The sequence below is a fragment of the Amycolatopsis sp. GM8 genome, assembly GCF_021653975.1.
Lineage (GTDB): Bacteria > Actinomycetota > Actinomycetes > Mycobacteriales > Pseudonocardiaceae > Amycolatopsis_E.
In genome coordinates this window covers 1-20,950 of record NZ_JAJKFK010000002.1, presented here as the reverse complement: position 1 = coordinate 20,950, position 20,950 = coordinate 1, and the positions used below count along the sequence as shown (strand labels likewise).

General features: G+C 69.1%; 28 protein-coding genes and 1 pseudogene. 24 read left to right on the top strand and 5 right to left on the bottom strand.

Annotated features, from left to right (window positions below; translation table 11 throughout):
- Position 1 precedes the first annotated feature (1 nt).
- The 22 genes from rplX to truA all read left to right on the top strand — a co-directional run bounded on the left by rplX (position 2) and on the right by truA (position 12,473).
- Positions 2–316, top strand: coding sequence for a 50S ribosomal protein L24 (rplX, locus tag LOZ83_RS07365; protein ID WP_236789498.1), 315 nt, complete (start codon positions 2–4; stop codon positions 314–316).
- Complete coding sequence (rplE, locus tag LOZ83_RS07360; RefSeq protein WP_236789497.1) at positions 316–879, top strand: 50S ribosomal protein L5; 564 nt, start codon at positions 316–318, stop codon at positions 877–879. The genes rplX and rplE overlap by 1 nt, the downstream gene beginning before the upstream one ends.
- 3 nt (positions 880–882) lie before the next feature.
- The gene (locus tag LOZ83_RS07355) at positions 883–1,068 is read left to right on the top strand and encodes a type Z 30S ribosomal protein S14 (protein WP_236789496.1); all 186 of its coding nucleotides are present in this window, start codon (positions 883–885) and stop codon (positions 1,066–1,068) included.
- Positions 1,069–1,145: 77 nt separating this feature from the next.
- Positions 1,146–1,544 (top strand): 30S ribosomal protein S8, encoded by a 399-nt coding sequence (rpsH, locus tag LOZ83_RS07350; RefSeq protein WP_236789495.1) that lies wholly within the window; start codon positions 1,146–1,148, stop codon positions 1,542–1,544.
- A 16-nt stretch (positions 1,545–1,560) separates the two neighbouring features.
- The gene (gene rplF / locus LOZ83_RS07345; protein ID WP_236789494.1) at positions 1,561–2,100 is read left to right on the top strand and encodes a 50S ribosomal protein L6; all 540 of its coding nucleotides are present in this window, start codon (positions 1,561–1,563) and stop codon (positions 2,098–2,100) included.
- 2 nt (positions 2,101–2,102) lie between these two features.
- A complete protein-coding gene (gene rplR / locus LOZ83_RS07340) occupies positions 2,103–2,504 on the top strand; it encodes a 50S ribosomal protein L18 (RefSeq protein WP_236789493.1) in 402 nt (133 codons plus the stop codon).
- Between the two features lie 36 nt (positions 2,505–2,540).
- Complete coding sequence (rpsE, locus tag LOZ83_RS07335) at positions 2,541–3,188, top strand: 30S ribosomal protein S5 (RefSeq protein ID WP_236789492.1); 648 nt, start codon at positions 2,541–2,543, stop codon at positions 3,186–3,188.
- Between the two features lies 1 nt (position 3,189).
- Positions 3,190–3,375: a 50S ribosomal protein L30 gene (gene rpmD, locus LOZ83_RS07330; protein ID WP_236789491.1), complete on the top strand. Its 186-nt coding sequence runs from the start codon at positions 3,190–3,192 to the stop codon at positions 3,373–3,375.
- The gene (gene rplO / locus LOZ83_RS07325; protein ID WP_236789490.1) at positions 3,372–3,815 is read left to right on the top strand and encodes a 50S ribosomal protein L15; all 444 of its coding nucleotides are present in this window, start codon (positions 3,372–3,374) and stop codon (positions 3,813–3,815) included. The genes rpmD and rplO overlap by 4 nt, the downstream gene beginning before the upstream one ends.
- Before the next feature lie 95 nt (positions 3,816–3,910).
- Positions 3,911–4,516 carry a hypothetical protein gene (locus LOZ83_RS07320; protein ID WP_236789489.1) on the top strand — a complete coding sequence of 202 codons (606 nt, stop codon included), beginning with the start codon at positions 3,911–3,913 and terminating at the stop codon, positions 4,514–4,516.
- Between the two features lie 180 nt (positions 4,517–4,696).
- Positions 4,697–6,004 carry a preprotein translocase subunit SecY gene (secY, locus tag LOZ83_RS07315; protein ID WP_236790730.1) on the top strand — a complete coding sequence of 436 codons (1,308 nt, stop codon included), beginning with the start codon at positions 4,697–4,699 and terminating at the stop codon, positions 6,002–6,004.
- Positions 6,001–6,555, top strand: a complete 555-nt coding sequence (locus tag LOZ83_RS07310) for an adenylate kinase (protein ID WP_236789488.1) — start codon at positions 6,001–6,003, stop codon at positions 6,553–6,555. The genes secY and LOZ83_RS07310 overlap by 4 nt, the downstream gene beginning before the upstream one ends.
- Positions 6,552–7,376 (top strand): type I methionyl aminopeptidase, encoded by an 825-nt coding sequence (map, locus tag LOZ83_RS07305; protein ID WP_308190198.1) that lies wholly within the window; start codon positions 6,552–6,554, stop codon positions 7,374–7,376. Before LOZ83_RS07310 ends, map (LOZ83_RS07305) begins: the two co-directional genes overlap by 4 nt.
- A gap of 201 nt (positions 7,377–7,577) precedes the next feature.
- Positions 7,578–7,799 carry a translation initiation factor IF-1 gene (gene infA / locus LOZ83_RS07300; RefSeq protein WP_004558881.1) on the top strand — a complete coding sequence of 74 codons (222 nt, stop codon included), beginning with the start codon at positions 7,578–7,580 and terminating at the stop codon, positions 7,797–7,799.
- Between the two features lie 33 nt (positions 7,800–7,832).
- A complete protein-coding gene (rpmJ, locus tag LOZ83_RS07295; protein WP_004558882.1) occupies positions 7,833–7,946 on the top strand; it encodes a 50S ribosomal protein L36 in 114 nt (37 codons plus the stop codon).
- A 210-nt stretch (positions 7,947–8,156) separates the two neighbouring features.
- A complete protein-coding gene (gene rpsM, locus LOZ83_RS07290) occupies positions 8,157–8,537 on the top strand; it encodes a 30S ribosomal protein S13 (protein ID WP_236789487.1) in 381 nt (126 codons plus the stop codon).
- Positions 8,534–8,734: a hypothetical protein gene (locus LOZ83_RS07285; RefSeq protein WP_236789486.1), complete on the top strand. Its 201-nt coding sequence runs from the start codon at positions 8,534–8,536 to the stop codon at positions 8,732–8,734. Before rpsM ends, LOZ83_RS07285 begins: the two co-directional genes overlap by 4 nt.
- A gap of 19 nt (positions 8,735–8,753) precedes the next feature.
- Positions 8,754–9,158 (top strand): 30S ribosomal protein S11, encoded by a 405-nt coding sequence (gene rpsK, locus LOZ83_RS07280; RefSeq protein WP_154759839.1) that lies wholly within the window; start codon positions 8,754–8,756, stop codon positions 9,156–9,158.
- 23 nt (positions 9,159–9,181) lie between these two features.
- On the top strand, positions 9,182–9,787 hold the full coding sequence (rpsD, locus tag LOZ83_RS07275; protein ID WP_236789485.1) for a 30S ribosomal protein S4: 606 nt from the start codon (positions 9,182–9,184) through the stop codon (positions 9,785–9,787).
- Positions 9,788–9,878: 91 nt separating this feature from the next.
- Positions 9,879–10,940 carry a DNA-directed RNA polymerase subunit alpha gene (locus tag LOZ83_RS07270; protein WP_236789484.1) on the top strand — a complete coding sequence of 354 codons (1,062 nt, stop codon included), beginning with the start codon at positions 9,879–9,881 and terminating at the stop codon, positions 10,938–10,940.
- A gap of 70 nt (positions 10,941–11,010) precedes the next feature.
- Positions 11,011–11,568: a 50S ribosomal protein L17 gene (gene rplQ, locus LOZ83_RS07265; RefSeq protein ID WP_236789483.1), complete on the top strand. Its 558-nt coding sequence runs from the start codon at positions 11,011–11,013 to the stop codon at positions 11,566–11,568.
- Positions 11,569–11,636: 68 nt separating this feature from the next.
- Complete coding sequence (gene truA / locus LOZ83_RS07260; RefSeq protein ID WP_236790728.1) at positions 11,637–12,473, top strand: tRNA pseudouridine(38-40) synthase TruA; 837 nt, start codon at positions 11,637–11,639, stop codon at positions 12,471–12,473.
- Here truA and LOZ83_RS07255 read toward each other — a convergent pair whose 3' ends face one another.
- Positions 12,474–13,196 carry a hypothetical protein gene (locus LOZ83_RS07255; protein WP_236789482.1) on the bottom strand — a complete coding sequence of 241 codons (723 nt, stop codon included), beginning with the start codon at positions 13,194–13,196 and terminating at the stop codon, positions 12,474–12,476.
- 100 nt (positions 13,197–13,296) lie between these two features.
- Positions 13,297–14,469: a type VII secretion protein EccE gene (eccE, locus tag LOZ83_RS07250; RefSeq protein WP_236789481.1), complete on the bottom strand. Its 1,173-nt coding sequence runs from the start codon at positions 14,467–14,469 to the stop codon at positions 13,297–13,299.
- Between the two features lie 463 nt (positions 14,470–14,932).
- On the opposite strand from eccE, the gene eccB reads away from it, so the two are divergent.
- Entirely contained in the window at positions 14,933–16,528 is a 1,596-nt protein-coding gene (gene eccB, locus LOZ83_RS07245) for a type VII secretion protein EccB (protein WP_255823428.1), read from the top strand.
- Between the two features lie 11 nt (positions 16,529–16,539).
- Here eccB and map (LOZ83_RS07240) read toward each other — a convergent pair whose 3' ends face one another.
- The 3 genes from map (LOZ83_RS07240) to eccD form a co-directional block, all read right to left on the bottom strand.
- Positions 16,540–17,304 carry a type I methionyl aminopeptidase gene (map, locus tag LOZ83_RS07240; RefSeq protein ID WP_236789479.1) on the bottom strand — a complete coding sequence of 255 codons (765 nt, stop codon included), beginning with the start codon at positions 17,302–17,304 and terminating at the stop codon, positions 16,540–16,542.
- 72 nt (positions 17,305–17,376) lie between these two features.
- Positions 17,377–18,843: a type VII secretion-associated serine protease mycosin gene (gene mycP, locus LOZ83_RS07235; RefSeq protein ID WP_236789478.1), complete on the bottom strand. Its 1,467-nt coding sequence runs from the start codon at positions 18,841–18,843 to the stop codon at positions 17,377–17,379.
- A 14-nt stretch (positions 18,844–18,857) separates the two neighbouring features.
- Positions 18,858–20,252, bottom strand: a complete 1,395-nt coding sequence (gene eccD / locus LOZ83_RS07230) for a type VII secretion integral membrane protein EccD (protein WP_236789477.1) — start codon at positions 20,250–20,252, stop codon at positions 18,858–18,860.
- 268 nt (positions 20,253–20,520) lie between these two features.
- Between eccD and LOZ83_RS07225 the strand changes: the two are divergent.
- Positions 20,521–20,950, top strand: a pseudogene (locus tag LOZ83_RS07225) (type VII secretion protein EccC); the annotation flags it as partial.

Genomic DNA, 20,950 nt, shown 5'->3' with positions numbered 1-20,950 from the left:
GATGAAGGTCAAGAAAGGCGACACGGTCGTCGTCATCTCGGGCAAGGACAAGGGCGCCAAGGGCAAGGTCATCCAGGCCTACCCGGACCGCGAGCGGGTGCTGGTCGAGGGCGTGAACCGGATCAAGAAGCACACCCGGATCACCCAGACCCAGCGCGGCGCGCAGTCCGGCGGCATCGTGACCCAGGAGGCGCCGATCCACGTGTCGAACGTGATGGTCGTCGACTCCGACGGCAAGCCGGCCCGCGTCGGCTACCGCGTCGGCGAGGACGGCAAGAAGGTTCGCATCTCGCGCCGGACCGGTAAGGACATCTGATGACGACCGCAGAGAAGACCATGCCGCGGTTGAAGACCCGCTACCGCGAGCAGATCAAGTCGGAGCTCCAGAAAGAGTTCTCCTACCCCAACGTGCACCTGATCCCGGGCGTGGTGAAGGTCGTCGTCAACATGGGTGTCGGCGACGCCGCGCGGGACAGCAAGCTGATCGACGGTGCCATCAAGGACCTGACGGCCATCACCGGCCAGAAGCCCGAGGTGCGCCGGGCGCGCAAGTCCATCGCGCAGTTCAAGCTCCGCGAGGGCCAGCCCATCGGCGCCCGCGTCACGCTGCGCGGGGACCGGATGTGGGAGTTCCTGGACCGGCTGCTGTCCATCGCGTTGCCGCGTATCCGTGACTTCCGCGGGCTTTCGCCCAAGCAGTTCGACGGCAACGGCAACTACACGTTCGGTCTCAACGAGCAGTCGATGTTCCACGAGATCGACCCCGACGCCATCGACCGCCCCCGCGGCATGGACGTCACCGTTGTCACCACCGCTACCACCGATGACGAGGGCCGCGCGCTGCTTCGCAAGCTCGGCTTCCCGTTCAAGGAGGCGTAAGCCATGGCCAAGAAGGCTCTGATCGCCAAGGCCGCGCGCAAGCCGAAGTTCAAGGTGCGCGGCTACACCCGCTGCAACCGCTGCGGCCGGCCGCACGCGGTGTACCGCAAGTTCGGCATCTGCCGGCTCTGCCTGCGCGAGATGGCGCACGCGGGCGAACTGCCGGGCGTGAGCAAGTCCAGCTGGTAATTCAAGAACTTCCAGGCTCCCACTTCGCCACAGGCCCCCGGCCGGGGGAACCAGGCGAGAAAGGTTGACAGGTCACCATGACGATGACCGACCCGATCGCAGACTTCTTGACTCGTCTGCGCAACGCCAACTCGGCGTACCACGACGAGGTCGTGCTGCCCCACTCGAAGCTGAAGCAGAACATCGCGGACATCCTCAAGCGCGAGGGCTACATCGCGAGCTACCGCTCGGAGCCGGGCGAGAAGCACAAGAACCTCGTCGTCGAACTGAAGTACGGCCGCAACCGCGAGCGCAGCATCGCGGGCCTGCGCCGGGTGTCCAAGCCCGGCCTGCGGGTGTACGCGAAGTCGACCGAGCTGCCCAGCGTGCTCGGCGGCCTCGGCATCGCGATCATCTCGACGTCCGGCGGTCTGCAGACCGACCGGCAGGCGAAGCGCAACGGAGTGGGCGGGGAAGTCCTCGCCTACGTGTGGTGAGGAAGGGAGTTTAGGCATGTCACGTATCGGAAAGCTGCCGATTCCCGTCCCCTCCGGGGTCGAGGTGACCATCGACGGCCAGAGCATCTCGGTCAAGGGACCCAAGGGCACCCTGTCGCACACCCTCGCCGCGCCGATCACCGTCGAGCGCGACGAGGACGGCACGCTGCAGGTCAAGCGGCCCAATGACGAGCGGCAGAACAAGGCCCTGCACGGCCTCACCCGGACCCTGGTGAACAACCTGGTCGTGGGTGTGACCGCGGGGTACGAGAAGAAGCTCGAGATCCACGGCGTCGGCTACCGCGTGCAGGCCAAGGGCAGCAACCTCGAGTTCGCCCTCGGCTACAGCCACCCGGTGCTGATCGAGGCGCCGGAGGGCATCACCTTCAAGGTGGACACCCCGACCCGGTTCTCGGTGTCCGGCATCGACAAGCAGAAGGTCGGCCAGACGGCCGCGGTGATCCGCAAGCTGCGCCGCCCTGACCCGTACAAGGGCAAGGGGCTGCGCTACGAGGGTGAGCGCATCCGTCGCAAGGTCGGAAAGACGGGTAAGTGATCATGAGCGACACTGCAACCAAGAAGCGGAAGCTGGTCGGTCGGGATGCCTCGACCCAGCGCCGCATCGCGAAGGCGCGCCGTCACTTCCGGCTTCGCAAGAAGATCAACGGCACCGAGCAGCGGCCTCGGCTGTCGGTGAAGCGGTCCTCGCGGCACATCTACGCCCAGCTGATCGACGACCTCACCGGCCACACGCTGGCCGCGGCGTCGACGATGGAGCCGGATGTGCGCGCCGTCGAGGGCGACAAGAAGGCCAAGGCCGCCAAGGTCGGCGAGCTGCTGGCGGCCCGTGCCAAGAACGCGGGCATCACGAGTGCCGTGTTCGACCATGGTGGCAACGGCTACCACGGTCGCATCGCGGCGCTGGCCGACGCCGCCCGCGAGGGCGGGTTGGGGTTGTAGACCGATGCACGAGCACGTGAATGGAAGGAAAGCCTGATGCCGGGACGTACGCGGCAGTTTGGCGGCGGGCAAGGCGGGCCGGGCGGCCAGGGCGGCGGCAATGACCGCGGCGACCGCCGGGACCGCAGGGACCGTCGCGACAGTGGCCGTGGCGGGGCCGGCCAGGACAAGACCCCGCACCTCGAGCGCGTGGTGGCGATCAACCGCGTCGCCAAGGTCGTCAAGGGTGGTCGTCGCTTCAGCTTCACCGCGCTGGTCGTCGTCGGTGACGGCGACGGTCAGGTCGGCGTCGGCTACGGCAAGGCCAAGGAAGTTCCCGCGGCCATCGCCAAGGGCGTCGAGGAAGCGAAGAAGAACTTCTTCCGCGTTCCCCGGATCGGCGGCACCATCCCGCACCCCATCCAGGGTGAGGACGCCGCCGGTGTGGTGCTGCTGCGCCCGGCCAGCGCCGGTACCGGTGTCATCGCCGGTGGCCCGGTGCGCGCGGTGCTGGAGTGCGCTGGCGTGCACGACGTGCTGTCCAAGTCGCTCGGCAGCGACAACGCGATCAACATCGTGCACGCGACCGTGGCAGCCCTCAAGGGCCTGCAGCGTCCGGAGGAGGTGGCGGCCCGCCGTGGCCTGCCGCTCGAGGACGTCGCGCCGGCCCGGATGCTGCGCCAGCGTGCGGGGCAGGGGGTCTGACATGGCTCAGCTGAAGGTCACCCAGGTCAAGAGCAAGATCGGGACGAAGCGGAACCACCGTGAGTCGCTGCGGACCCTCGGCCTGCACAAGATCCGGCAGTCCGTGGTCCGCGAGGACTCGCCGGAGCTGCGCGGCCTGATCCACACGGTGCGTCACCTCGTGATCGTTGAGGAGGTCAAGGCATGACCGCCATCAAGATCCACCACCTGCGGCCCGCGCCCGGCGCCAAGCGCGACAAGATCCGGGTCGGCCGTGGTGAGGGCTCGAAGGGCAAGACCGCCGGTCGCGGCACCAAGGGCACCAAGGCCCGCAAGAACGTGCCCGCCGGCTTCGAGGGTGGGCAGATGCCCATCCACATGCGGCTGCCGAAGCTGCGTGGCTTCAAGAACCGGTTCCGCACGGAGTACCAGCCGGTGAACGTGGGCGACATCGCCCGGGTGTTCGCCGACGGTGGCGCCGTGTCCAAGGAGGACCTGGCCGAGCGTGGCCTGGTCCGCAAGGGCAAGCTCGTCAAGGTGCTGGGCAACGGCGACGTCAGCGTCAAGCTGGACGTCACCGCCGATGCCTTCTCCGGCTCCGCCAAGGAGAAGCTGCAGGCTGCCGGTGGCACCGCCACCGTGGCCTGATACTTGACAAGACTTGACATAGGCAAGACGGCCCGCCGGGTTTCCGGCGGGCCGTTCTCGTTGTCCGGGTGGTACCGGCGTGCCAGGATCGGTGGATGACCGAGGGGGAGGCCCCAGCCGGGGACGTACCGCCGCCGTCCGCGCCGCCGTCCTGGTTCGGCAGGCGGTTGCTCGGCGTGCTGGTATGCGCGGTGGCGGCGGCGCTCGCCATCGTCGGCTCGTTCCTGCCCCTGGTGTACATCGAGCTGAGCCTCGCCGGGCGCACCGCCATCACCACCACGATCAGCGGCTGGACGGTGACGGCCAACGCGGTTTCGGGACTGCGAGTCCCCGGGGTCGCGCAGAACGGCTATCCGCTCGCCGTGGCCGGCGCTTTCCTGATCATCGCGGCCATCTTCGCGCTCGTCGCCGCCCTACAGGCCGCCCCCGCCGGAGCCCGGTCGCTCGCCGTGCTGTCCGGCGCGATCGGGGCCGCGTTCCTCGCCGGCACCGTGGCCACCATCGCGGTGTACGCCAACAGCGTAATCAGCACGGTCCAGCTGAGCGGCGATCCGGGACTCGGGGTCCGTGCGGGCCTCGGCGCGGGATTCTGGCTGGAATTCGCGGCGGTGCTGCTGGCCATCGGTGCCGTGGTGCTGGCCGCGCTACCGGTACGCGGCCCTGCTCCGGACGAGTACATCGCGCCGGAACCGGGGCCTTAAGGCAACCTGCGCTCAGGCAGGCCCGCTACCGCTGTTAGAGTCGGCAGCACGCTGCGGGACAAGTCTGTCCTGAAGCGCTCCTGGCTTGCCCGCCAGACAGTTGTTCCTGCCGGCCACACCCTTGGCCGGCCAAGCCGATCGCCGGTGACAAGCGCCGGCGACGCCGAGGAGGTCCCCCGCGTGCTCAGCGCCTTCCGCTCGGCCTTCGCTACGCCGGACCTGCGCAAGAAGATCCTGTTCACGTTGATGATCGTGGCCGTGTACCGGATCGGTGCGGTCACGCCGGCGCCCGGGATCTCCTACCCCAACGTGCAGGCATGTGGCGCGCAGGCCGACTCGTCCGGCATCTACTCGCTGCTGAACCTGTTCAGCGGTGGTGCGCTCCTGCAGCTGTCGATCTTCTCGACGGGCATCATGCCGTACATCACGGCGAGCATCATCATCCAGCTGCTCACCGTGGTGATCCCGCGCTTCGAGGAACTGAAGAAGGAAGGCCAGGCCGGCCAGAACAAGCTCACGCAGTACACCCGGTACCTGACGATCGCGCTGGCGATCCTGCAGGCCACCGGTGTCGTGGCGCTCGCCGACCGCGGTCAGCTGTTCCCGAACTGCACCCAGTCGATCATCCCGGACAACAGCATCTGGTCGCTGGCGATCATCGTCATCACGATGACCGCGGGCACCGCGGTGATGATGTGGCTGGGTGAGCTCATCACCGAGCGCGGTGTCGGCAACGGCATGTCGGTGCTGATCTTCCTGAACATCGCGGCCCGCATCCCGGCCGAGGGCATCAACATCCTCAACAGCCAGGGCGGCCTCGTCTTCGCCTTCGTCATCGTGTTCGGCCTGGTGATCATCGCCAGCGTCATCTTCGTCGAGCAGGGCCAGCGCCGGATCCCGGTGCAGTACGCCAAGCGCATGATCGGCCGCCGGATGTACGGCGGCACCTCGACCTACCTGCCGATCAAGGTGAACCAGGCCGGTGTCATCCCGGTCATCTTCGCGTCGTCGCTGCTGTACCTGCCCGACCTCATCAGCAGGCTCGTCGGCAACCCGACCAGCTCGTCGGGCTGGCAGGTGTTCCTGCAGAACTACGTGGTCAACCAGGGCAGCTGGGTGCACATCCTGCTGTACTTCGCGCTGATCATCTTCTTCACGTACTTCTACATCACGATCACGTTCAACGTGGACGAGCGCGCGGAGGAGATGAAGAAGTTCGGCGGGTTCATCCCGGGCATCCGCCCCGGACGGCCGACCGCCGAGTACCTGAACTTCGTGCTGGGCCGGATCACCCTGCCCGGGTCGATCTACCTCGGCATCATCGCGATCCTGCCGAACTTCTTCCTGTCGATGACCCAGCAGGGCAACAACCAGAGCTTCCCGTTCGGCGGGACGGCTGTGCTGATCATGGTCGGTGTCGGTCTCGACACCGTCAAGCAGATCGAAAGCCAGCTGATGCAGCGCAACTACGAAGGGTTTCTGCGATGACGCGCGTGGTTCTTGTCGGTCCGCCCGGAGCGGGAAAGGGCACTCAGGCGGACGCGCTGTCCCAGAAACTCTCGGTGCCGCACATCTCGACCGGCGATCTGTTCCGCAGGCACGTGTCCGAGGGCACGCCGCTCGGCGAGGAGGCCAAGCGCTACCTCGACTCGGGTGAGCTGGTGCCCGACACCGTGACCAACGAGATGGTGCGCGAGCGGCTGGCCGAGCCCGACGCGGCGGACGGTTTCCTGCTCGACGGGTTCCCGCGCAACGCCAAGCAGGCCGAAGTGCTCGGCAACCTGCTGGCCGAGTCGGACTTCAAGCTCGACGCGGTGATCCAGCTCGAGGTGCCCGAAGAGGTCGTGGTCAGCCGGCTGCTCTCGCGTGGCCGCGGGGACGACACCGAGGACGTCATCCGCCGCCGCCAGCAGGTGTACTGGTCGGAGACCGCGCCGCTGCTGGACTACTACCACGATGTGCTGATCAAGGTCGACGGCGTCGGCGACGTCGACGACGTCTCCGCCCGCGTGCTCGACGCCCTGCACGCCCGACGGTGAACCGGGGCGCGTACCGGGTGTTGAAGCTGCTGCGACGGCGGAACTCGATCGAGATCAAGACGCGCGCCCAGCTGGAGTCCATGCGGGCGGCGGGCCTCGTCGTCCGCAAGGCCCTCATGCTGATGGCCGAGACGGCGAAGCCGGGGGTCAGCACCGGCGAGCTCGACGAGCTGGCCGAGCAGACCATCCGGGACGCCGGCGCGGTGCCCTCGTTCAAGGGCTACCACGGCTTCCCGGCCTCGATCTGCGCCTCGGTGAACAACCAGATCGTGCACGGCATCCCGGCGAAGTCCGCGGTGCTGGCCGACGGTGACCTGATCTCGATCGACTGCGGTGCCATCCTGGACGGCTGGCACGGCGACTCCGCCGTCACGCTGGCCATCGGCTCGGTTTCGGCGGCCGACCTGGCGCTGTCCGCGGCCACCGAGGCCGCGATGTGGGCCGGCATCAGGGCCGCGGTGCCGGACGCGAAGCTCACCGACATCTCGAACGCCGTGCAGACCGCGGCGAACACCGCCGCGGCGGCCGACGGGGTCGACTACGGCCAGATCATCGAGTACGGCGGCCACGGCATCGGGCGCGAGATGCACATGGACCCGTTCCTGCCGAACGTCGGCAAGCCGGGCCGCGGCCCGCGCCTCGAGGTCGGCATGGCGCTGGCCATCGAACCCATGCTGACCAGCGGCACCAACGAGACCATCGAGCTGGAAGACGGCTGGACGGTCGTCACCGCCGACGGTTCCCGCGCCGCGCACTGGGAGCACACCGTCGCCATCACGGCGGACGGCCCGTGGGTCTTGACGGCCCCGGAACAAGACTGAGCCAACGCTCGTTTAACACACGTCACCCCGCCTCGCACGTTGCGACACGGGGTGCGTAGACTGTCTAGTCGGCGTACCCAGCACGCCGGGTCCAGCGCGCTCGTGAAAATTTTGCGTCTTTGGAGTCGGGGTGGCGGCTGCGCCGGCACCACCAAGGCAGGCAAAAACGGTGCTCAGCCATTATCACGAAACGCGGAGGACATGGCTAAGAAAGACGGGGCCATCGAGGTCGAGGGTCGCGTGGTCGAGCCACTCCCCAACGCGATGTTCCGAGTCGAGTTGGAGAACGGCCACAAGGTCCTGGCGCACATCAGCGGCAAGATGCGGCAGCACTACATCCGCATCCTGCCCGAGGACAGGGTCGTCGTGGAGCTCTCGCCCTACGACTTGTCCCGTGGTCGCATCGTCTACCGCTACAAGTGATGACGGTGAGCAACGCATAAGGAAGCAGGAGACGTGAAGGTTCAGCCGAGCGTCAAGAAGATCTGCGACAAGTGCAAGGTGATCCGCCGTCACGGCCGGATCATGGTGATCTGCGAGAACCTGCGTCACAAGCAGCGTCAGGGCTGATCGCGCGCACTCCGCGCAGAGCGGATTGACAGCGAAGACAACCCTCCCCGTACCTGCCGGGCCGCGCGAGCGGTCCGGCACACCCCCGGTCTCCAGGCCGGGGCCGGGACACCAGCCGCGCAAGCGGGTGGCACGACAGCGAGTCGGTCCCGGAACCGGACGGGGGGCACACCTGGAGCGAACAGAAACCACGAAGGAGCAGTAGCCGCCATGGCACGACTCGCCGGCGTAGACCTCCCCCGCGAAAAGCGGTTGGAGATCGCGCTGACCTACATCTACGGCATCGGCCGTACCCGCTCCAAAGAGCTCGTCGCGGCCGCGGACCTGAACCCGGACACCCGGGTGCGGGACCTGTCGGACGACGACCTCGTCAAGTTGCGGGACTACATCGAAGAGAACTTCAAGGTCGAGGGTGACCTTCGCCGCGAGGTGAACGCCGACATCCGGCGCAAGATCGAGATCGGCACCTACCAGGGCCTCCGGTGGCGGCGCGGGCTTCCCGTCCGCGGCCAGCGCACCAAGACGAACGCCCGTACCCGCAAGGGGCCGAAGAAGACGGTCGCCGGCAAGAAGAAGGCTGGCAAGAAGTGAGCGTCCAGGGCAAGAAGGTCGTGCAGATGGGCGGACAACGCCTCTCTCGCACGTCGTGCGTATCGCCGAAGGCTCTCTACGCCCGCCCGATGGCCCTGCGCCAGCTGTACACCGACGCCGGTTCCGTGATCCGGCGCGGGCAGCAGGAAGCGCGCAGGGAAGCCACCGCCGCCGCTCGCCAGGACAACTCGCGCTAACGAGGAGAATCACCCGCACATGCCACCCAAGGCTCGTACCGCCGGTGCCAAAAAGGTCCGGCGGAAGGAAAAGAAGAACGTGGCGCACGGCCACGCCCACATCAAGAGCACGTTCAACAACACGATCGTGTCCATCACGGACCCGACCGGCGCGGTGATCGCGTGGGCCTCGTCCGGCCACGTCGGGTTCAAGGGCTCGCGTAAGTCCACCCCGTTCGCCGCGCAGATGGCCGCCGAGAACGCCGCCCGCAAGGCGGCCGAGCACGGCATGAAGAAGGTCGACGTGTTCGTCAAGGGCCCGGGTTCGGGTCGCGAGACGGCGATCCGGTCGCTGCAGGCGGCCGGCCTCGAGGTCGGCACCATCCAGGACGTGACCCCGCAGCCGCACAACGGCTGCCGCCCGCCCAAGCGGCGCCGGGTCTGAGGAACGGGGAGGAGTAAGAGAACATGGCTCGCTACACCGGCCCCGCGACTCGTATCTCGCGGCGTCTCAAGGTTGACCTCATCGGCGGCGACCAGGCTTTCGAGCGTCGCCCCTACCCGCCCGGCCAGCACGGCCGCGGCCGGGTCAAGGAGTCCGAGTACCTCCTGCAGCTGCAGGAGAAGCAGAAGGCTCGCCACACCTACGGCATCCTCGAGCGGCAGTTCAGCCGCTACTACAAGGAAGCCGCGCGTCGTCAGGGCAAGACCGGCGAGAACCTGCTGCAGATTCTCGAGTCGCGCCTGGACAACGTGATCTACCGCGCCGGCATCGCGCGCACCCGCCGCCAGGCCCGGCAGCTGGTCAGCCACGGCCACTTCCTGGTCAACGGCGTCAAGGTGAACATCCCCAGCTACCAGGTCGAGAAGTGGGACATCATCGATGTCCGCGAGAAGTCCCACGGGATGCTGCCCTTCGTGGCCGCCAAGGAGGAGTTCGGGTCTCGGCCCATCCCCGCCTGGCTGCAGGTCGTGCCGTCCAACCTCCGTGTCCTGGTGCACCAGCTCCCCGAGCGGGCCCAGATCGAGGTTCCGGTGCAGGAACAGCTGATCGTCGAGTTCTACTCGAAGTGATCAACAGCGGCGGCACGCACCCGCGTGCCGCCGCTTCGCCATCCCTTTCGGCGTCAAATGGCGGGCGCCGGCAGGAAAGGAAACGAAGAAAGTGCTGATTTCACAGCGACCGGCCCTCGGCGAGGAGCCGATCAGCGAGATCCGGTCCCGGTTCACCATCGAGCCGCTGGAGCCGGGCTTCGGCTACACGCTCGGCAACTCGTTGCGGCGCACGCTGCTGTCGTCCATCCCGGGCGCGGCGGTCACCAGCATCCGCATCGACGGGGTGCTGCACGAGTTCACCACCGTCCCCGGGGTGAAGGAAGACGTCACCGACATCATCCTGAACCTGAAGGAACTGGTCGTCTCCTCCGAGGAGGACGAGCCGGTCACCATGTACCTGCGCAAGCAGGGCCCTGGTGAGGTCACCGCCGCGGACATCGTGCCGCCGGCGGGGGTCACCGTGCACAACCCCGATCTGCACATCGCCGCGCTGAACGGCAAGGGCAAGCTGGAGATCGAGCTCGTGGTCGAGCGCGGCCGCGGCTACGTGCCGGCCCTGCAGAACAAGCAGGCGGGCGCGGAGATCGGCCGGATCCCGGTCGACTCGATCTACTCGCCGGTGCTCAAGGTCACCTACAAGGTCGAGGCGACCCGTGTCGAGCAGCGCACCGACTTCGACAAGCTGATCCTGGACGTGGAGACCAAGCCGTCGATCACGCCCCGGGACGCGGTCGCGTCGGCCGGCAAGACGCTGGTGGAGCTGTTCGGTCTCGCCCGCGAGCTGAACGTCGACGCCGAGGGCATCGAGATCGGGCCGTCGCCGCAGGAGGCGGACACCATCGCCGCCTACGCGATGCCGATCGAGGACCTGGACCTCACCGTCCGGTCGTACAACTGCCTCAAGCGCGAGGGCATCCACACGGTGGGCGAGCTGGTCTCGCGCAGCGAGGCGGACCTGCTCGACATCCGCAACTTCGGCGCCAAGTCGATCGACGAGGTCAAGCTGAAGCTGGTGGGCCTGGGCCTGGCGCTCAAGGACAGCCCGCCCGGGTTCGACCCGACGGCCGCCGCCGCCAGCTACGACGGCGAAGGCTGGTCCGACAGCGTCGACGGTATTTCCGATGCTGGCCACGACGACGGCCAGGACTACGCAGAGACGGAGCAGCTGTAACCCGTTCGTCCACTGTGGACTTCCATAGTGGACGGGCGCGGCCAGCCGCGAAGCTGAACGAGGAGAAGCAATGCCCACCCCCACGAAGGGCCCCCGTCTCGGTGGATCTCCGGCCCACGAACGGTTGATCCTGGCGAACCTCGCCACGTCGCTGTTCGAGCACGGCAAGATCACCACCACCGAGGCCAAGGCTCGCCGGATGCGCCCGCTCGCCGAGAAGCTGATCACCAAGGCCAAGCGCGGCGACCTGCACAACCGGCGCCAGATCCAGCGGGTCATCCGCGACAAGGATGTGGTGCACAAGCTGCTGGCCGAGATCGGGCCGTTCTTCGCGGACCGCAGCGGCGGTTACACCCGGATCACCAAGACGATCCCGCGCAAGGGCGACAACGCCCCGATGGCGGTCATCGAGCTGGTGTCCGAGAAGACCGTGACCGCCGAGGCCGAGAAGGCGCGCAACACCCGGTTCGCCAAGGACGAGGCGACGACGGAGGTCACCGAGGCTCCCGTTGAGGAGACCACGGAGGACACCGAGGCTCCCGCCGCCGAGGCCGAGGAGACCGAGGAGGCCACCACCGAGGCCGCTGAGGAGACCGCCGCCGACGAGTCCAAAAAGGACGAGTCCTGACGGCAGCCGCCAGTCCAGGTAACGAGCCCGCTTCTCCCGCCAGGGAGGGCGGGCTCGTTCGTCTGCGCCTGGACCTGAGCTACGACGGCACGGATTTCTCCGGCTGGGCCCGGCAGCCGGGGCGCCGCACCGTGCAGGGGTTGATCGAGGACGCGCTCGCCAAGCAGCCGCCGGGGGAGTCGGTGCCGCGTTCGGTCGTGGTGGCCGGGCGGACCGACGCCGGGGTGCACGCGAGCGGTCAGGTCGTGCACGTCGATGTCGTGCCGTTGCCCGCTGCTGTGGGGCGGATGCCGGTGGACGAGCACGGGATCCCGGATCTGGCGCGGATGTGCCATCGCTGGAACCGGTACCTGCCCGGCGATGTGCGGGTGCTGTCGGCCCGCGTCGCGCCGCCGGGCTTCGACGCGCGGTTCTCGGCCGTGCGCCGGCACTATCGTTACCGGGTCTCAGATGCCCCGTGGGGCGTGGATCCGTTGGTACGACGCGACACTCTCGGTTGGGGCCGTCCGCTGTCCCTGGACGCGCTCAACGAGGCTTCCGGGGCTTTGCTGGGATTGCGGGACTTCGCGGCGTTCTGCAAGCAGCGCGAGGGCAGCACGACGGTCCGCGAACTGCAGCAATTCACCTGGCATCGCCTGGACACGCATCTCGTCGAGGCCCGGCTGTCCGCGGATGCCTTCTGCCACTCGATGGTGCGCAGCCTGGTCGGCGCGCTGCTCATGGTCGGCGACGGCAGGCGGCCCGCCGACTGGCCGGTTTCCGTGCTGCGGAGCCGGATCCGGGACAGCGCCGTCGCCCCGCCGCACGGCTTGACCTTGACCGCGGTGGACTATCCGCCGGACGAGGAACTCGCGGCGCGGGCCGAGCAGACCCGCGCCGTCCGCGACCCCTCCGACGCGCGCTGATCAGTCGCCGCGGCGGACCGGGCCCAGCAGCTGCTGTTCCTTCTGGGTGGTGACCAGCCGCAGCGGGCGCCACAGGTTCGCGCCCAGCGCCACCACCTGATCGTCCTTGAGCGTGGTCAGCTGGCGCATCATCTGCGGCGGCAGCCGCCAGATCCGCGCCGCCAGCTCGGACTGGCCGACCGGCAGCCGCTGCATCAGCACGATGTCCGCGGCGTTCGCGATCGTCGTCGCCTGCGGGTGCAGGTACGGCAGCACGTACACCGTCGTCTGCCACGGCGAGCGCGGCGGGAACAGGTCCTGCGGCGTCGGGCCGCCGTCGGTCACCACGAGCAGCGGCGCGTCCTCCGAGGGCCGGGGCAGCTCGACCGGCGACAGCCGCCGGATCTGCACCAGCGGCGACGGCCGCCCGTTCGGCCCGCTGCCCGCGGCCTGCGGCAGCACCTGCCACGCCGCCGGGCGCCCGGTCGCGATCACCACCCACGCGCCGACCGCCATCGCCCGCAGCGCCACCTGGCGCGCGAGGTACAGACCACCGACGAGCACGATGCGCGTCGGCATCGACCGCAGCGCCGAGATCGTCAGCGGTTCGCCGTTCAGCCCTGACCCGACGACGATCCCGCCCCGGTCACCGGAGGGGCTGATCGCGTCGAGCAGCTTCGGGTCCACCGTGAACTCCGGCGCCACCCCGTTGTTCCGGCCCGGATCCCGCAACCGCAAACTCATGGGCGTCCTCGCTTCCCTCGTACCTCGGTTTGCGACGACGCCCATGAGGCACGACGGCGCTGTGTCGATTGGAGCGCTTCCTCCCTCCGGTCGTCAGCGCTCATGCCGTGCCTCCCATCGGCAAGGTCGCCGAGAGTCCCTCGATCTGCAGACCGCGCAGCGGCCGCAGCGAAACCCCGGCCCGATCGGCCAAAGTGGACAGCCGGTCGTTGGCCGCGCCGAGCTCGCGCGGGTTCCGCGCGCTCATCCGGACCACGCCGCGCAGCCCGATCTGGCCCTCGTCGTCCGCGGGCGAGATCGACAGTGCCACGGTCGCGGACAGGGCCCGCACGCTCGTCAGCGCGTTCAGGCTGGTCGTGATCTTGCCCTTCGGCCAGCTGGTGACCGCGTAGCTCGCGTGGCCGATGCCGGCCGCGGTCGCGCTGGTCCAGTTCTCGCGTAGCCCGATCCGGCCGTCATTGCCGGCGACCGAGGCCAGCTCGGCCGCGGAGATACCGGCCCGCAACAGCTCGTCCGGGTCCAGTGGCCGGGTCGGCACGCCTTGCGATTCCAGGGCATTGCGCACTCGGGACAACGCGCCGATCAGCGCGCGGTGCGCACCGACGACACCGCCGCCGCGTTCCCGCACCGCCGCCGGGCAGCGCCGCGGGTCGAGCCGGATCGCCACCCACGTCGTGCGCCGGGCGGCCGCCGGCAGCGGGCCCAGCACCTCCATGTACGAACTGAGCGCGGGCGACTCGGACGGCAGCGCCGCGCTACCCGGGTACGTATGCCAGATCGCCTGGATCGAGTCGAGCACCACGCCGCGGTCCTCCAGACACGGCGCGAGCGCGGACAGCGGCAGGCTGGGCGCGCCACCGGCCTGGGTGATCAGCGCCGGTGTCGGTTCGACCAGCAGCACGGCGGTCCAGGTGCCGTCGTGCCAGGCCAGCCCGACTGCCCCGCGTTCGTGGTCGATACCGTGTGCCACAACGAGATCCGGCACGACGAGGCGCAGCAGGCTGACCCGCGCGTCCTCCGGTCCGGTCACCGACTCGTCCTGGTTCGGCTCGACGTTCGGCGGTGGCGGCGTCGCGGTGCGGTCGTGCGAGCGGAACGTGTAACGCATGGTCAGCCCCAGCCAGCGGGTGAACCACGTGCCGCCCCACCGCATGATCGCGATCAGCAGCGCGACCGCGGCGACGCCGATGGCCACGTACAGCAGCGACTTGTTGATCGAGAGCAGGATCAGGCCGATCGCGACGCCGATCTCCAGCACGACCAGGTTGAGCACCGGGAACGGGCCGAGACTGGCGCCCGTGCGCCGCCGGTGTGCGGGGGGTGCGACCGGCGCCGGGGCCGCACCACCGGACGGCTGCTGCGGCCGCGCCGGCGGGGGACCGCCAGGACCGCCGGGGCCTCCCGGACCACTAGGCCCGCCGGGACCTCCCGGCCCACCAGGCCCGCCAGGACCGCCGGGGCCTCCTGGTCCGCCGGGACCGCGCGGCGGCATCCCGCCCCCGGGACCACCTGGCCCGCCTTGACGTGGTGGCGGGCCCGGGCGCCGGGGCGGCGGCGAGCCGGGAGGCCCGCCCGGTCGTGGCGGCGTGGTGACGGACATCCGCGCTTTCTTCCCCTCGTCTGCAGCTGTACGGCAAGCGAACCCTAGCCCGAGTTCCGTGAATCCTGCACCAGTACGGTTCCCCTACGGTTATCCTGCGGAACCGTACCGCGACTCGGGGAGCTGTAGGTCCAGAATGGCGTCAACACCGACAACCAAATCTCAGGTCCAGGCGTACCGGTTCGTACTGCGCCGCATGCAGTCGGCCCTGGTCCGGCGCGATTCGGTCATGCTGCACGACCCCATGCGTTCGCACGGCCGGGCCACCCTCGTCGGCTTCATCCTCGGTCTGCTGGGCGTGGTCGGGTTCGTGATCTTCGGCCTGATCAGCCCGTCGCCGTCGGTCCCCGATTCGGGGATCGTCATCGGCAAGACTTCGGGCACGATTTACGTGGTTTCGGGCAACCCGAAGTCGCTCACGCCGACGTTCAACCTCGCCTCCGCGCGGCTGCTGCTGATGTCCCAGGCCCAGGGCGGGGGCGCGCAGGCGACGGACCCGACCGTGGTCCCCGACGACGCGCTCAAGGACATCCCGCACAACCGGCGGACCGGCATCGTGGACGGCCCGCAGCTGCTGCCCACGGCCGCCCAGCGGATCAGCGACAACTGGGGCGTGTGCGACAACCTGACGATCAACAAGGACCTGCCGGAGAAACTGCAGCGGGACCAGGCGAAGTCGGAGACCACGGTGTTCGCGGGCGTGCCCAGCCTGGGCAACGAGCTGTCGATCGACTCGGCCGTGCTCGCCAAGGCGGACAACGGCAAGTTCTATTTGATCTACCGGCTGCCGAGCAACCCGAACGACCCCAACGCGAACACCGTCCGGGCCGAGGTCGACCCCAAACAGGACGCGGTGCTGTCGGTGTTCAACTTGAGCCAGCCGCTGGTCCGGCACATCTCGATCGGGTTGCTGAACGCCATCCCGGAGGTCACCCCGCTGGTGCCGCCGACGGCGCAGAACCAGGGCGCCGCGTCGCAGTTCTCGCAGCTGCGGTCCGAGGGGCTGCGGGTCGGCAGCGTGTTCAAGGTCAACAGGGCGAGCGGCGCGCAGGACGTGTTCGTGGTGCTGACGAACGGAATCCAGCGCGTGGAGCCTGCCGTCGGTGACCTCATCCAGGCCGGGCAGGCGGGCGGCAAGAACCTGCCGGTGGTCAGCCCGAACGAGATCAACGGCATCCAGCAGATCCTGCCGTCGGACCCCGGCGCGCTGCAGGTGACCACGATGCCCTCGGTCGTGCCGACGGTGCTCGACCCGCTGAAGTTCCCCACCACGTGCCTGGGCTGGAGCATCGTGAACAACCAGCCGCACACCGTCGTCTCGGTCGGCGAGGCGCTGCCGGTGCCGGCGAACGCGAAGCTGATCGACATCGGCAAGCCCGGCCCGACCGGGCTCAAGATCGACCACTTCTTCATGCCGCCGGGCCGCGGCGCGGTGGTCCAGTCCGCGACGGCGGCCGAGACGTTCGGCAAGGGCCCGATGAGCCTGGTCACCGACAATGGTCTGGTCTACGGCATTCCCAACGCGAACACGTTGAACGGCCTCGGCCTCGGCAACCCGCCGCCGCGTCCGGCGCCGGACGCGATCCTGCAGCTGCTGCCGACGGGTTCGTCGCTGAACGTGATCGACGCGGGTAAGAGCTACGACGACATCCCGGTCAACCCGAACGCCGGCACCTTCCCGACCGGGCAGAGCCAGGCGGCGACGGCGGGTGCCGGCGGCAGCGGTAACTGACCTATCCGGACCTACGGGCGCGTGAGCACCAGTGCGGCCTCATCGGTGACGGCGATCGTGTGCTCGGAGTGCGCCGTGCGCGAGCCGTCGGCGGACCGGATGGTCCAGCCGTCGGGGTCGTAGACGATCTCGTCGGTCGTGGCGGCGAACCAGGGTTCGAGCGCGAGGGTCAGCCCCGGCCGGAGCTTCATGCCGCGGCCTGCCGTGCCCTTGTTGGACACGTGCAGGTCCTCGTGCATGGTGCGGCCGATGCCGTGCCCGCCGAACTCGGTGTTGACCGGATAGCCGTAGTCCTGGGCCACCGCCCAGATCGCCGCCGAGATGTCACCCATGCGGTTGCCCGGGCGCGCCACGTCGATCGCGGCCTCCAGCGCTTCCTCGGTGGCGCGGATGATCCGCAGGTCCTCCTCGGCGGCCGTGCCGACGATGACCGTGCGCGCCGAGTCGGCCGCCCAGCCGTCGATGGTGACCGCCAGGTCCGCGGTCACCACGTCCCCGTCCCGCAGGGTGTAGTCGTGGGGCAGGCCGTGTAGCACGGCGTCGTTGACGGACAGGCAGATGACGTTGCGGAACGGGCCCTTGCCGAAGGACGGCGCGTAGTCCCAGTAGCACGACACCGCCCCGCGTCGCTTGATCATGCCGCGCGCGTGGTGCTCCAGGTCCATCAGGTTGACGCCCACGTCGGCGAGCCGGGCGACCTCGGAGAGCACGTCGGCGACGAACCGCCCGGTGACGTGCATCCGTTCGATCTCGGCAGGCGTCTTCAGTTCGATCACGAGTACCTCGAGTCCTCAGGTGTCGGTATAGTTATACCGCAACCCTAGCACTGGTCGGTATAATAATACCAATCAGCTGTTCGCCGGGCGGTTCCGCCGGATGGTGTGCACCACGAACAGGGTGACCAGCAGGACCAGCAGGCCACCACCGGTGCCGGCCAGCGCCACGATGGTCGGCGTCCAGTTCTTGTGCGCCGCCGGTGGCAGGCCGGACGGCAACTGCTCGGCCTTCGCCGCCGGGATGCCCTCTTCGGCCGGCACGATGGCCGTCAGCGCCGCGACCGGGTTGATCACGCCGTACCCGACGAAGTTGTCCCGCCCGCCGGGCGCGCCGGGATGCTGCGCGGTTGCCTCGATGCGCCGGACGACCTGGCGTGCGCTCAGGTTCGGGAACTGCGCCCGCACCAGCGCGGCCAGCCCGGCCACATACGGCGCCGCGAAGCTCGTGCCCTGGATGGGCTGCAGGTTGCCACTCTCGACGACCTGGTTCGCCAGCGCGTTCGTGCCCGCCGACGGGTCGAGCGAGGTGATGTTCGTGCCCGGCGCGGCGACGCTCACCCACGGGCCGTTCATGCTGAACTGCGCCACCCCGCCGGTCTCGTCGATCGCGGCGACCGACAGCACGTCGTCGGAGAACCACGGCGGGCTGACGATCGACTGCGGCTTGTTCGGGTCGGGCTGGTTGTTCTGCTTGCAGCTGTCCGAGGTGTTGCCCGCCGCGGCCACGACCACGACGTCCTTCGTGGCCACCGCGTAGTGGACCGCCGCCTGCAGCTCCCGCTCACCGGAGTTGATCGGCGTGCCCGAGGGACGGCAGTTGTCCACCGACATGTTGATCACGTTCACGCCGAGGTTCGCCGCGCGCACGACGGCCTGGGCGAGCGTGTGCGTGTTGCCCGCGCCCTGGCCCTGCTCACGGCCACCGTTGCTGTTCCCGCCCGACTGGCCGCCCCCGCCGGCGGGCGGCGTGGACTGGTTGTCGGGCGCCTTGTAGTTCTGGCTCGACTGCCGGATCGACACGATCTGCGCGTCCGGCGCGACGCCCTTGAAGCCGATGTCGGCCGGGGTGTTCGCGGCGATGATGCCGGCGACCTCGGTGCCGTGCCCGTCGCAGTCCTCGAGCCCGCGCTTCGACGCGTCGACGTAGTCACCGCCGGACGCCACCCCGAACCTGAAGAACGGATGCTGCGTCACGCCGGTGTCGATCACCGCGACCTTCATGCCGCCGCCCGCGCTGCCGCGATCCGCGATCGCGAGCTTCTGCGCCTGCTCGATCTGCAGGTACTGCTGACCCCACGGCTTTTCCCGCGGCACGATGTTGTTGTTGAGGTCGCGGGTGACGCACGCGGTCGACTGCGTGAACTGGATCGGCTGTTGCCCGCCACCGTCGTCCGGCACGCCGGCGCTCACCGGCGGCGGGGCCCACGGTTGGTTCCCCGCCGCCGTGGTCTGGGCCAGTGCGCTCAGCGGGCTGAGCACCCCGAAGGCGCCGGCGAGCAGAACGACCGCGGACCGGCCGGGTACCCCCAAGGTACGCACGCGCGTGATTCCTCTCAGCCGAACGAGACGTGGCGCAGCGCGGTGTAGAGGCCCATGACCGCGAGCGCGAGCGGAAGCACCGTCGCGATGCAGATGGCCTCGAAGATCTCGACCGTGCGGCGCAGCGGGGGCGAGAAGCGCTGGTTCGGGAAGATCACGCCGACCACCAGGGAACCGGCGGCGATGATCACCAGCGCGCCGAACACCCACAGCAGCCGTCCCATCGGGCTCTGCGTGATCATCCAGCCGATCAGGATGCCCCCGCCGGAAACCATCCCGGTGGTCAGCAGCGCGACCGCCTGCGCGCCGTTGGCGTACGAGCGCGCCCGCAGCAGCAGCACGAGCGTGGCGATGACCGCGGTGATGATCCCGAAGACGCCCGGCGCGGTGGCGGTGATGATCGCGGCGATCGCGGTCGCCCCGCCACAGCCGACGAGCAGGCCGGTCATGTAGTTGTGCGCGACCGCGGTACGCCGCTCGATATCGGCGTAGTCGGGGTACGCGTCGTCTTCCTTTAGCTCCTCCGCGGTGCCCGGCACATGCGGGAGCGGCAGCTTGGCGAGCCAGATCGTGGCCCTCGGCAGCACCGAGATCGCCGCGAGCGCGACCGCCGCGGTGCCGGCCGCGATCCCCGGTGCGGGGGTCGAGATCAGCGTCGCGGCCGTGAACGCCAGCACGCCGATGACCCCGGCGGTGGCCGCGGCGATGAACGTCGTGATGCCCGCGCCCATGATCATGATCGCGACGGCCGCGACGATCACCACGAGACCGCTGCCGAGCAGCAGGTTCGCCCGGATCGTCAGCCCCGGCACGGCGCTGAACCCGGCGACGAACGCGAACGGCAGCGCGCCCGCGGCGGCGATCACCACGCCGGTCTTCTCGGCGTGGTAGGCGTTCGTGATGGTCGCGCCGACGGCGAGGCAGGCGATGGCCGCGACACCCGCTGTCAGCGCCGCGGCGATGCCGTTGCCGCCGAACAGCGGGCCGCCCAGGAACAGCGCGATCGCGGCGGCGATCAGCGCGAGCCCGCCGGCGACGTGCCCGATCCGGTTCGCCGTCTCCTTGGTCCACGGCCGGAAGCTGTCCGGGTCCGCGTCCGCGATGGCGTCCACCACGTCGTCGTAGAGCGGCGGCGGCGGGTTGTCGTTGCGCCGGCGCAGCTGGAGCAGCTCACCGTCGACCACCCCGAGTGACGCGAGCGTGCGGGCCGGGTCCAGCGGCCCGTCGCCCAGCTTGGCCAGCGACCAGCCGCCGTGCCGGGCACCGCCGTCGGGGGTGGTCTCCTTGGCCATGTCCAGCAACATCGGCAGCAGGTCGGCGACCGCGACGTCGGCCGGCAGCGCGACGTCGATCCGGGTGTTCGGCGCGACCACCGTGACCCTGCTGAATACCGTCGTGCCCGTTGCCACCTGGGTGCCCCCCTAAAGAAGAGAATGCTGCGGGCTACTTATACCGAACTGGCGCGGTTCTTCGTACCCCGCCACCCGCCGAGACGTACCGGACCGCCCGTGGGCGCCCCTAGTATTAACGCACCTGGGGTCTCGTGGGGTGGGTTTCCACAACAAGAGGCCCGGCTTGGGCGGTATTGCCCCACCTGCCCCGCCGGGTTCGCTAACGTTGGGCACGGCCCTGGACCAGGCAGATGTCCGGGCGTCGACGGTGAAGAGGGGTCCTTCGGTGAGCACGCTGCAGTTCAAGAAGACACCACGCCTGGCCGCGCCGCGCCCGCCGGGCGGTGAGGTGCACCTCGAGCCGCCGCCCGAGGTGCCCCGGACCATCCCGGGCAACGTCGTGCAGAAGCTGCTACCGGTCGTCATGATCGTGGCCACCCTGGGGATGGTCACCGTGATGTTCACCAGCGGTGGATCGGCCGCGCGCAACCCGACCACCCTGTTGTTCCCGATGATGATGCTGATGTCGATGGGCGGCATGTTCGCCGGTGGTGGACGTGGTGGTGGGGCGAAGAAAGCGGAGATGAACGAGGATCGTAAGGATTATTTGCGGTATTTGGGTCAGATGCGTGAGCGTGCTCGGGAGTCGATGGGGGAGCAGCGGGCGGCGTTGGAGTGGGTGCATCCGGATCCGGGGGCGTTGTGGTCGTTGGCGG

Coding starts and splice junctions, on each gene's coding strand:
- rplX (WP_236789498.1), top strand. CDS start 2: ATGAAGGTCAAGAAAGGCGACACGGTCGTCGTCATCTCGGGCAAGGAC.
- rplE (WP_236789497.1), top strand. CDS start 316: ATGACGACCGCAGAGAAGACCATGCCGCGGTTGAAGACCCGCTACCGC.
- LOZ83_RS07355 (WP_236789496.1), top strand. CDS start 883: ATGGCCAAGAAGGCTCTGATCGCCAAGGCCGCGCGCAAGCCGAAGTTC.
- rpsH (WP_236789495.1), top strand. CDS start 1,146: ATGACGATGACCGACCCGATCGCAGACTTCTTGACTCGTCTGCGCAAC.
- rplF (WP_236789494.1), top strand. CDS start 1,561: ATGTCACGTATCGGAAAGCTGCCGATTCCCGTCCCCTCCGGGGTCGAG.
- rplR (WP_236789493.1), top strand. CDS start 2,103: ATGAGCGACACTGCAACCAAGAAGCGGAAGCTGGTCGGTCGGGATGCC.
- rpsE (WP_236789492.1), top strand. CDS start 2,541: ATGCCGGGACGTACGCGGCAGTTTGGCGGCGGGCAAGGCGGGCCGGGC.
- rpmD (WP_236789491.1), top strand. CDS start 3,190: ATGGCTCAGCTGAAGGTCACCCAGGTCAAGAGCAAGATCGGGACGAAG.
- rplO (WP_236789490.1), top strand. CDS start 3,372: ATGACCGCCATCAAGATCCACCACCTGCGGCCCGCGCCCGGCGCCAAG.
- LOZ83_RS07320 (WP_236789489.1), top strand. CDS start 3,911: ATGACCGAGGGGGAGGCCCCAGCCGGGGACGTACCGCCGCCGTCCGCG.
- LOZ83_RS07310 (WP_236789488.1), top strand. CDS start 6,001: ATGACGCGCGTGGTTCTTGTCGGTCCGCCCGGAGCGGGAAAGGGCACT.
- infA (WP_004558881.1), top strand. CDS start 7,578: ATGGCTAAGAAAGACGGGGCCATCGAGGTCGAGGGTCGCGTGGTCGAG.
- rpsM (WP_236789487.1), top strand. CDS start 8,157: ATGGCACGACTCGCCGGCGTAGACCTCCCCCGCGAAAAGCGGTTGGAG.
- rpsK (WP_154759839.1), top strand. CDS start 8,754: ATGCCACCCAAGGCTCGTACCGCCGGTGCCAAAAAGGTCCGGCGGAAG.
- rpsD (WP_236789485.1), top strand. CDS start 9,182: ATGGCTCGCTACACCGGCCCCGCGACTCGTATCTCGCGGCGTCTCAAG.
- rplQ (WP_236789483.1), top strand. CDS start 11,011: ATGCCCACCCCCACGAAGGGCCCCCGTCTCGGTGGATCTCCGGCCCAC.
- LOZ83_RS07255 (WP_236789482.1), bottom strand. CDS start 13,196: ATGAGTTTGCGGTTGCGGGATCCGGGCCGGAACAACGGGGTGGCGCCG.
- eccB (WP_255823428.1), top strand. CDS start 14,933: ATGGCGTCAACACCGACAACCAAATCTCAGGTCCAGGCGTACCGGTTC.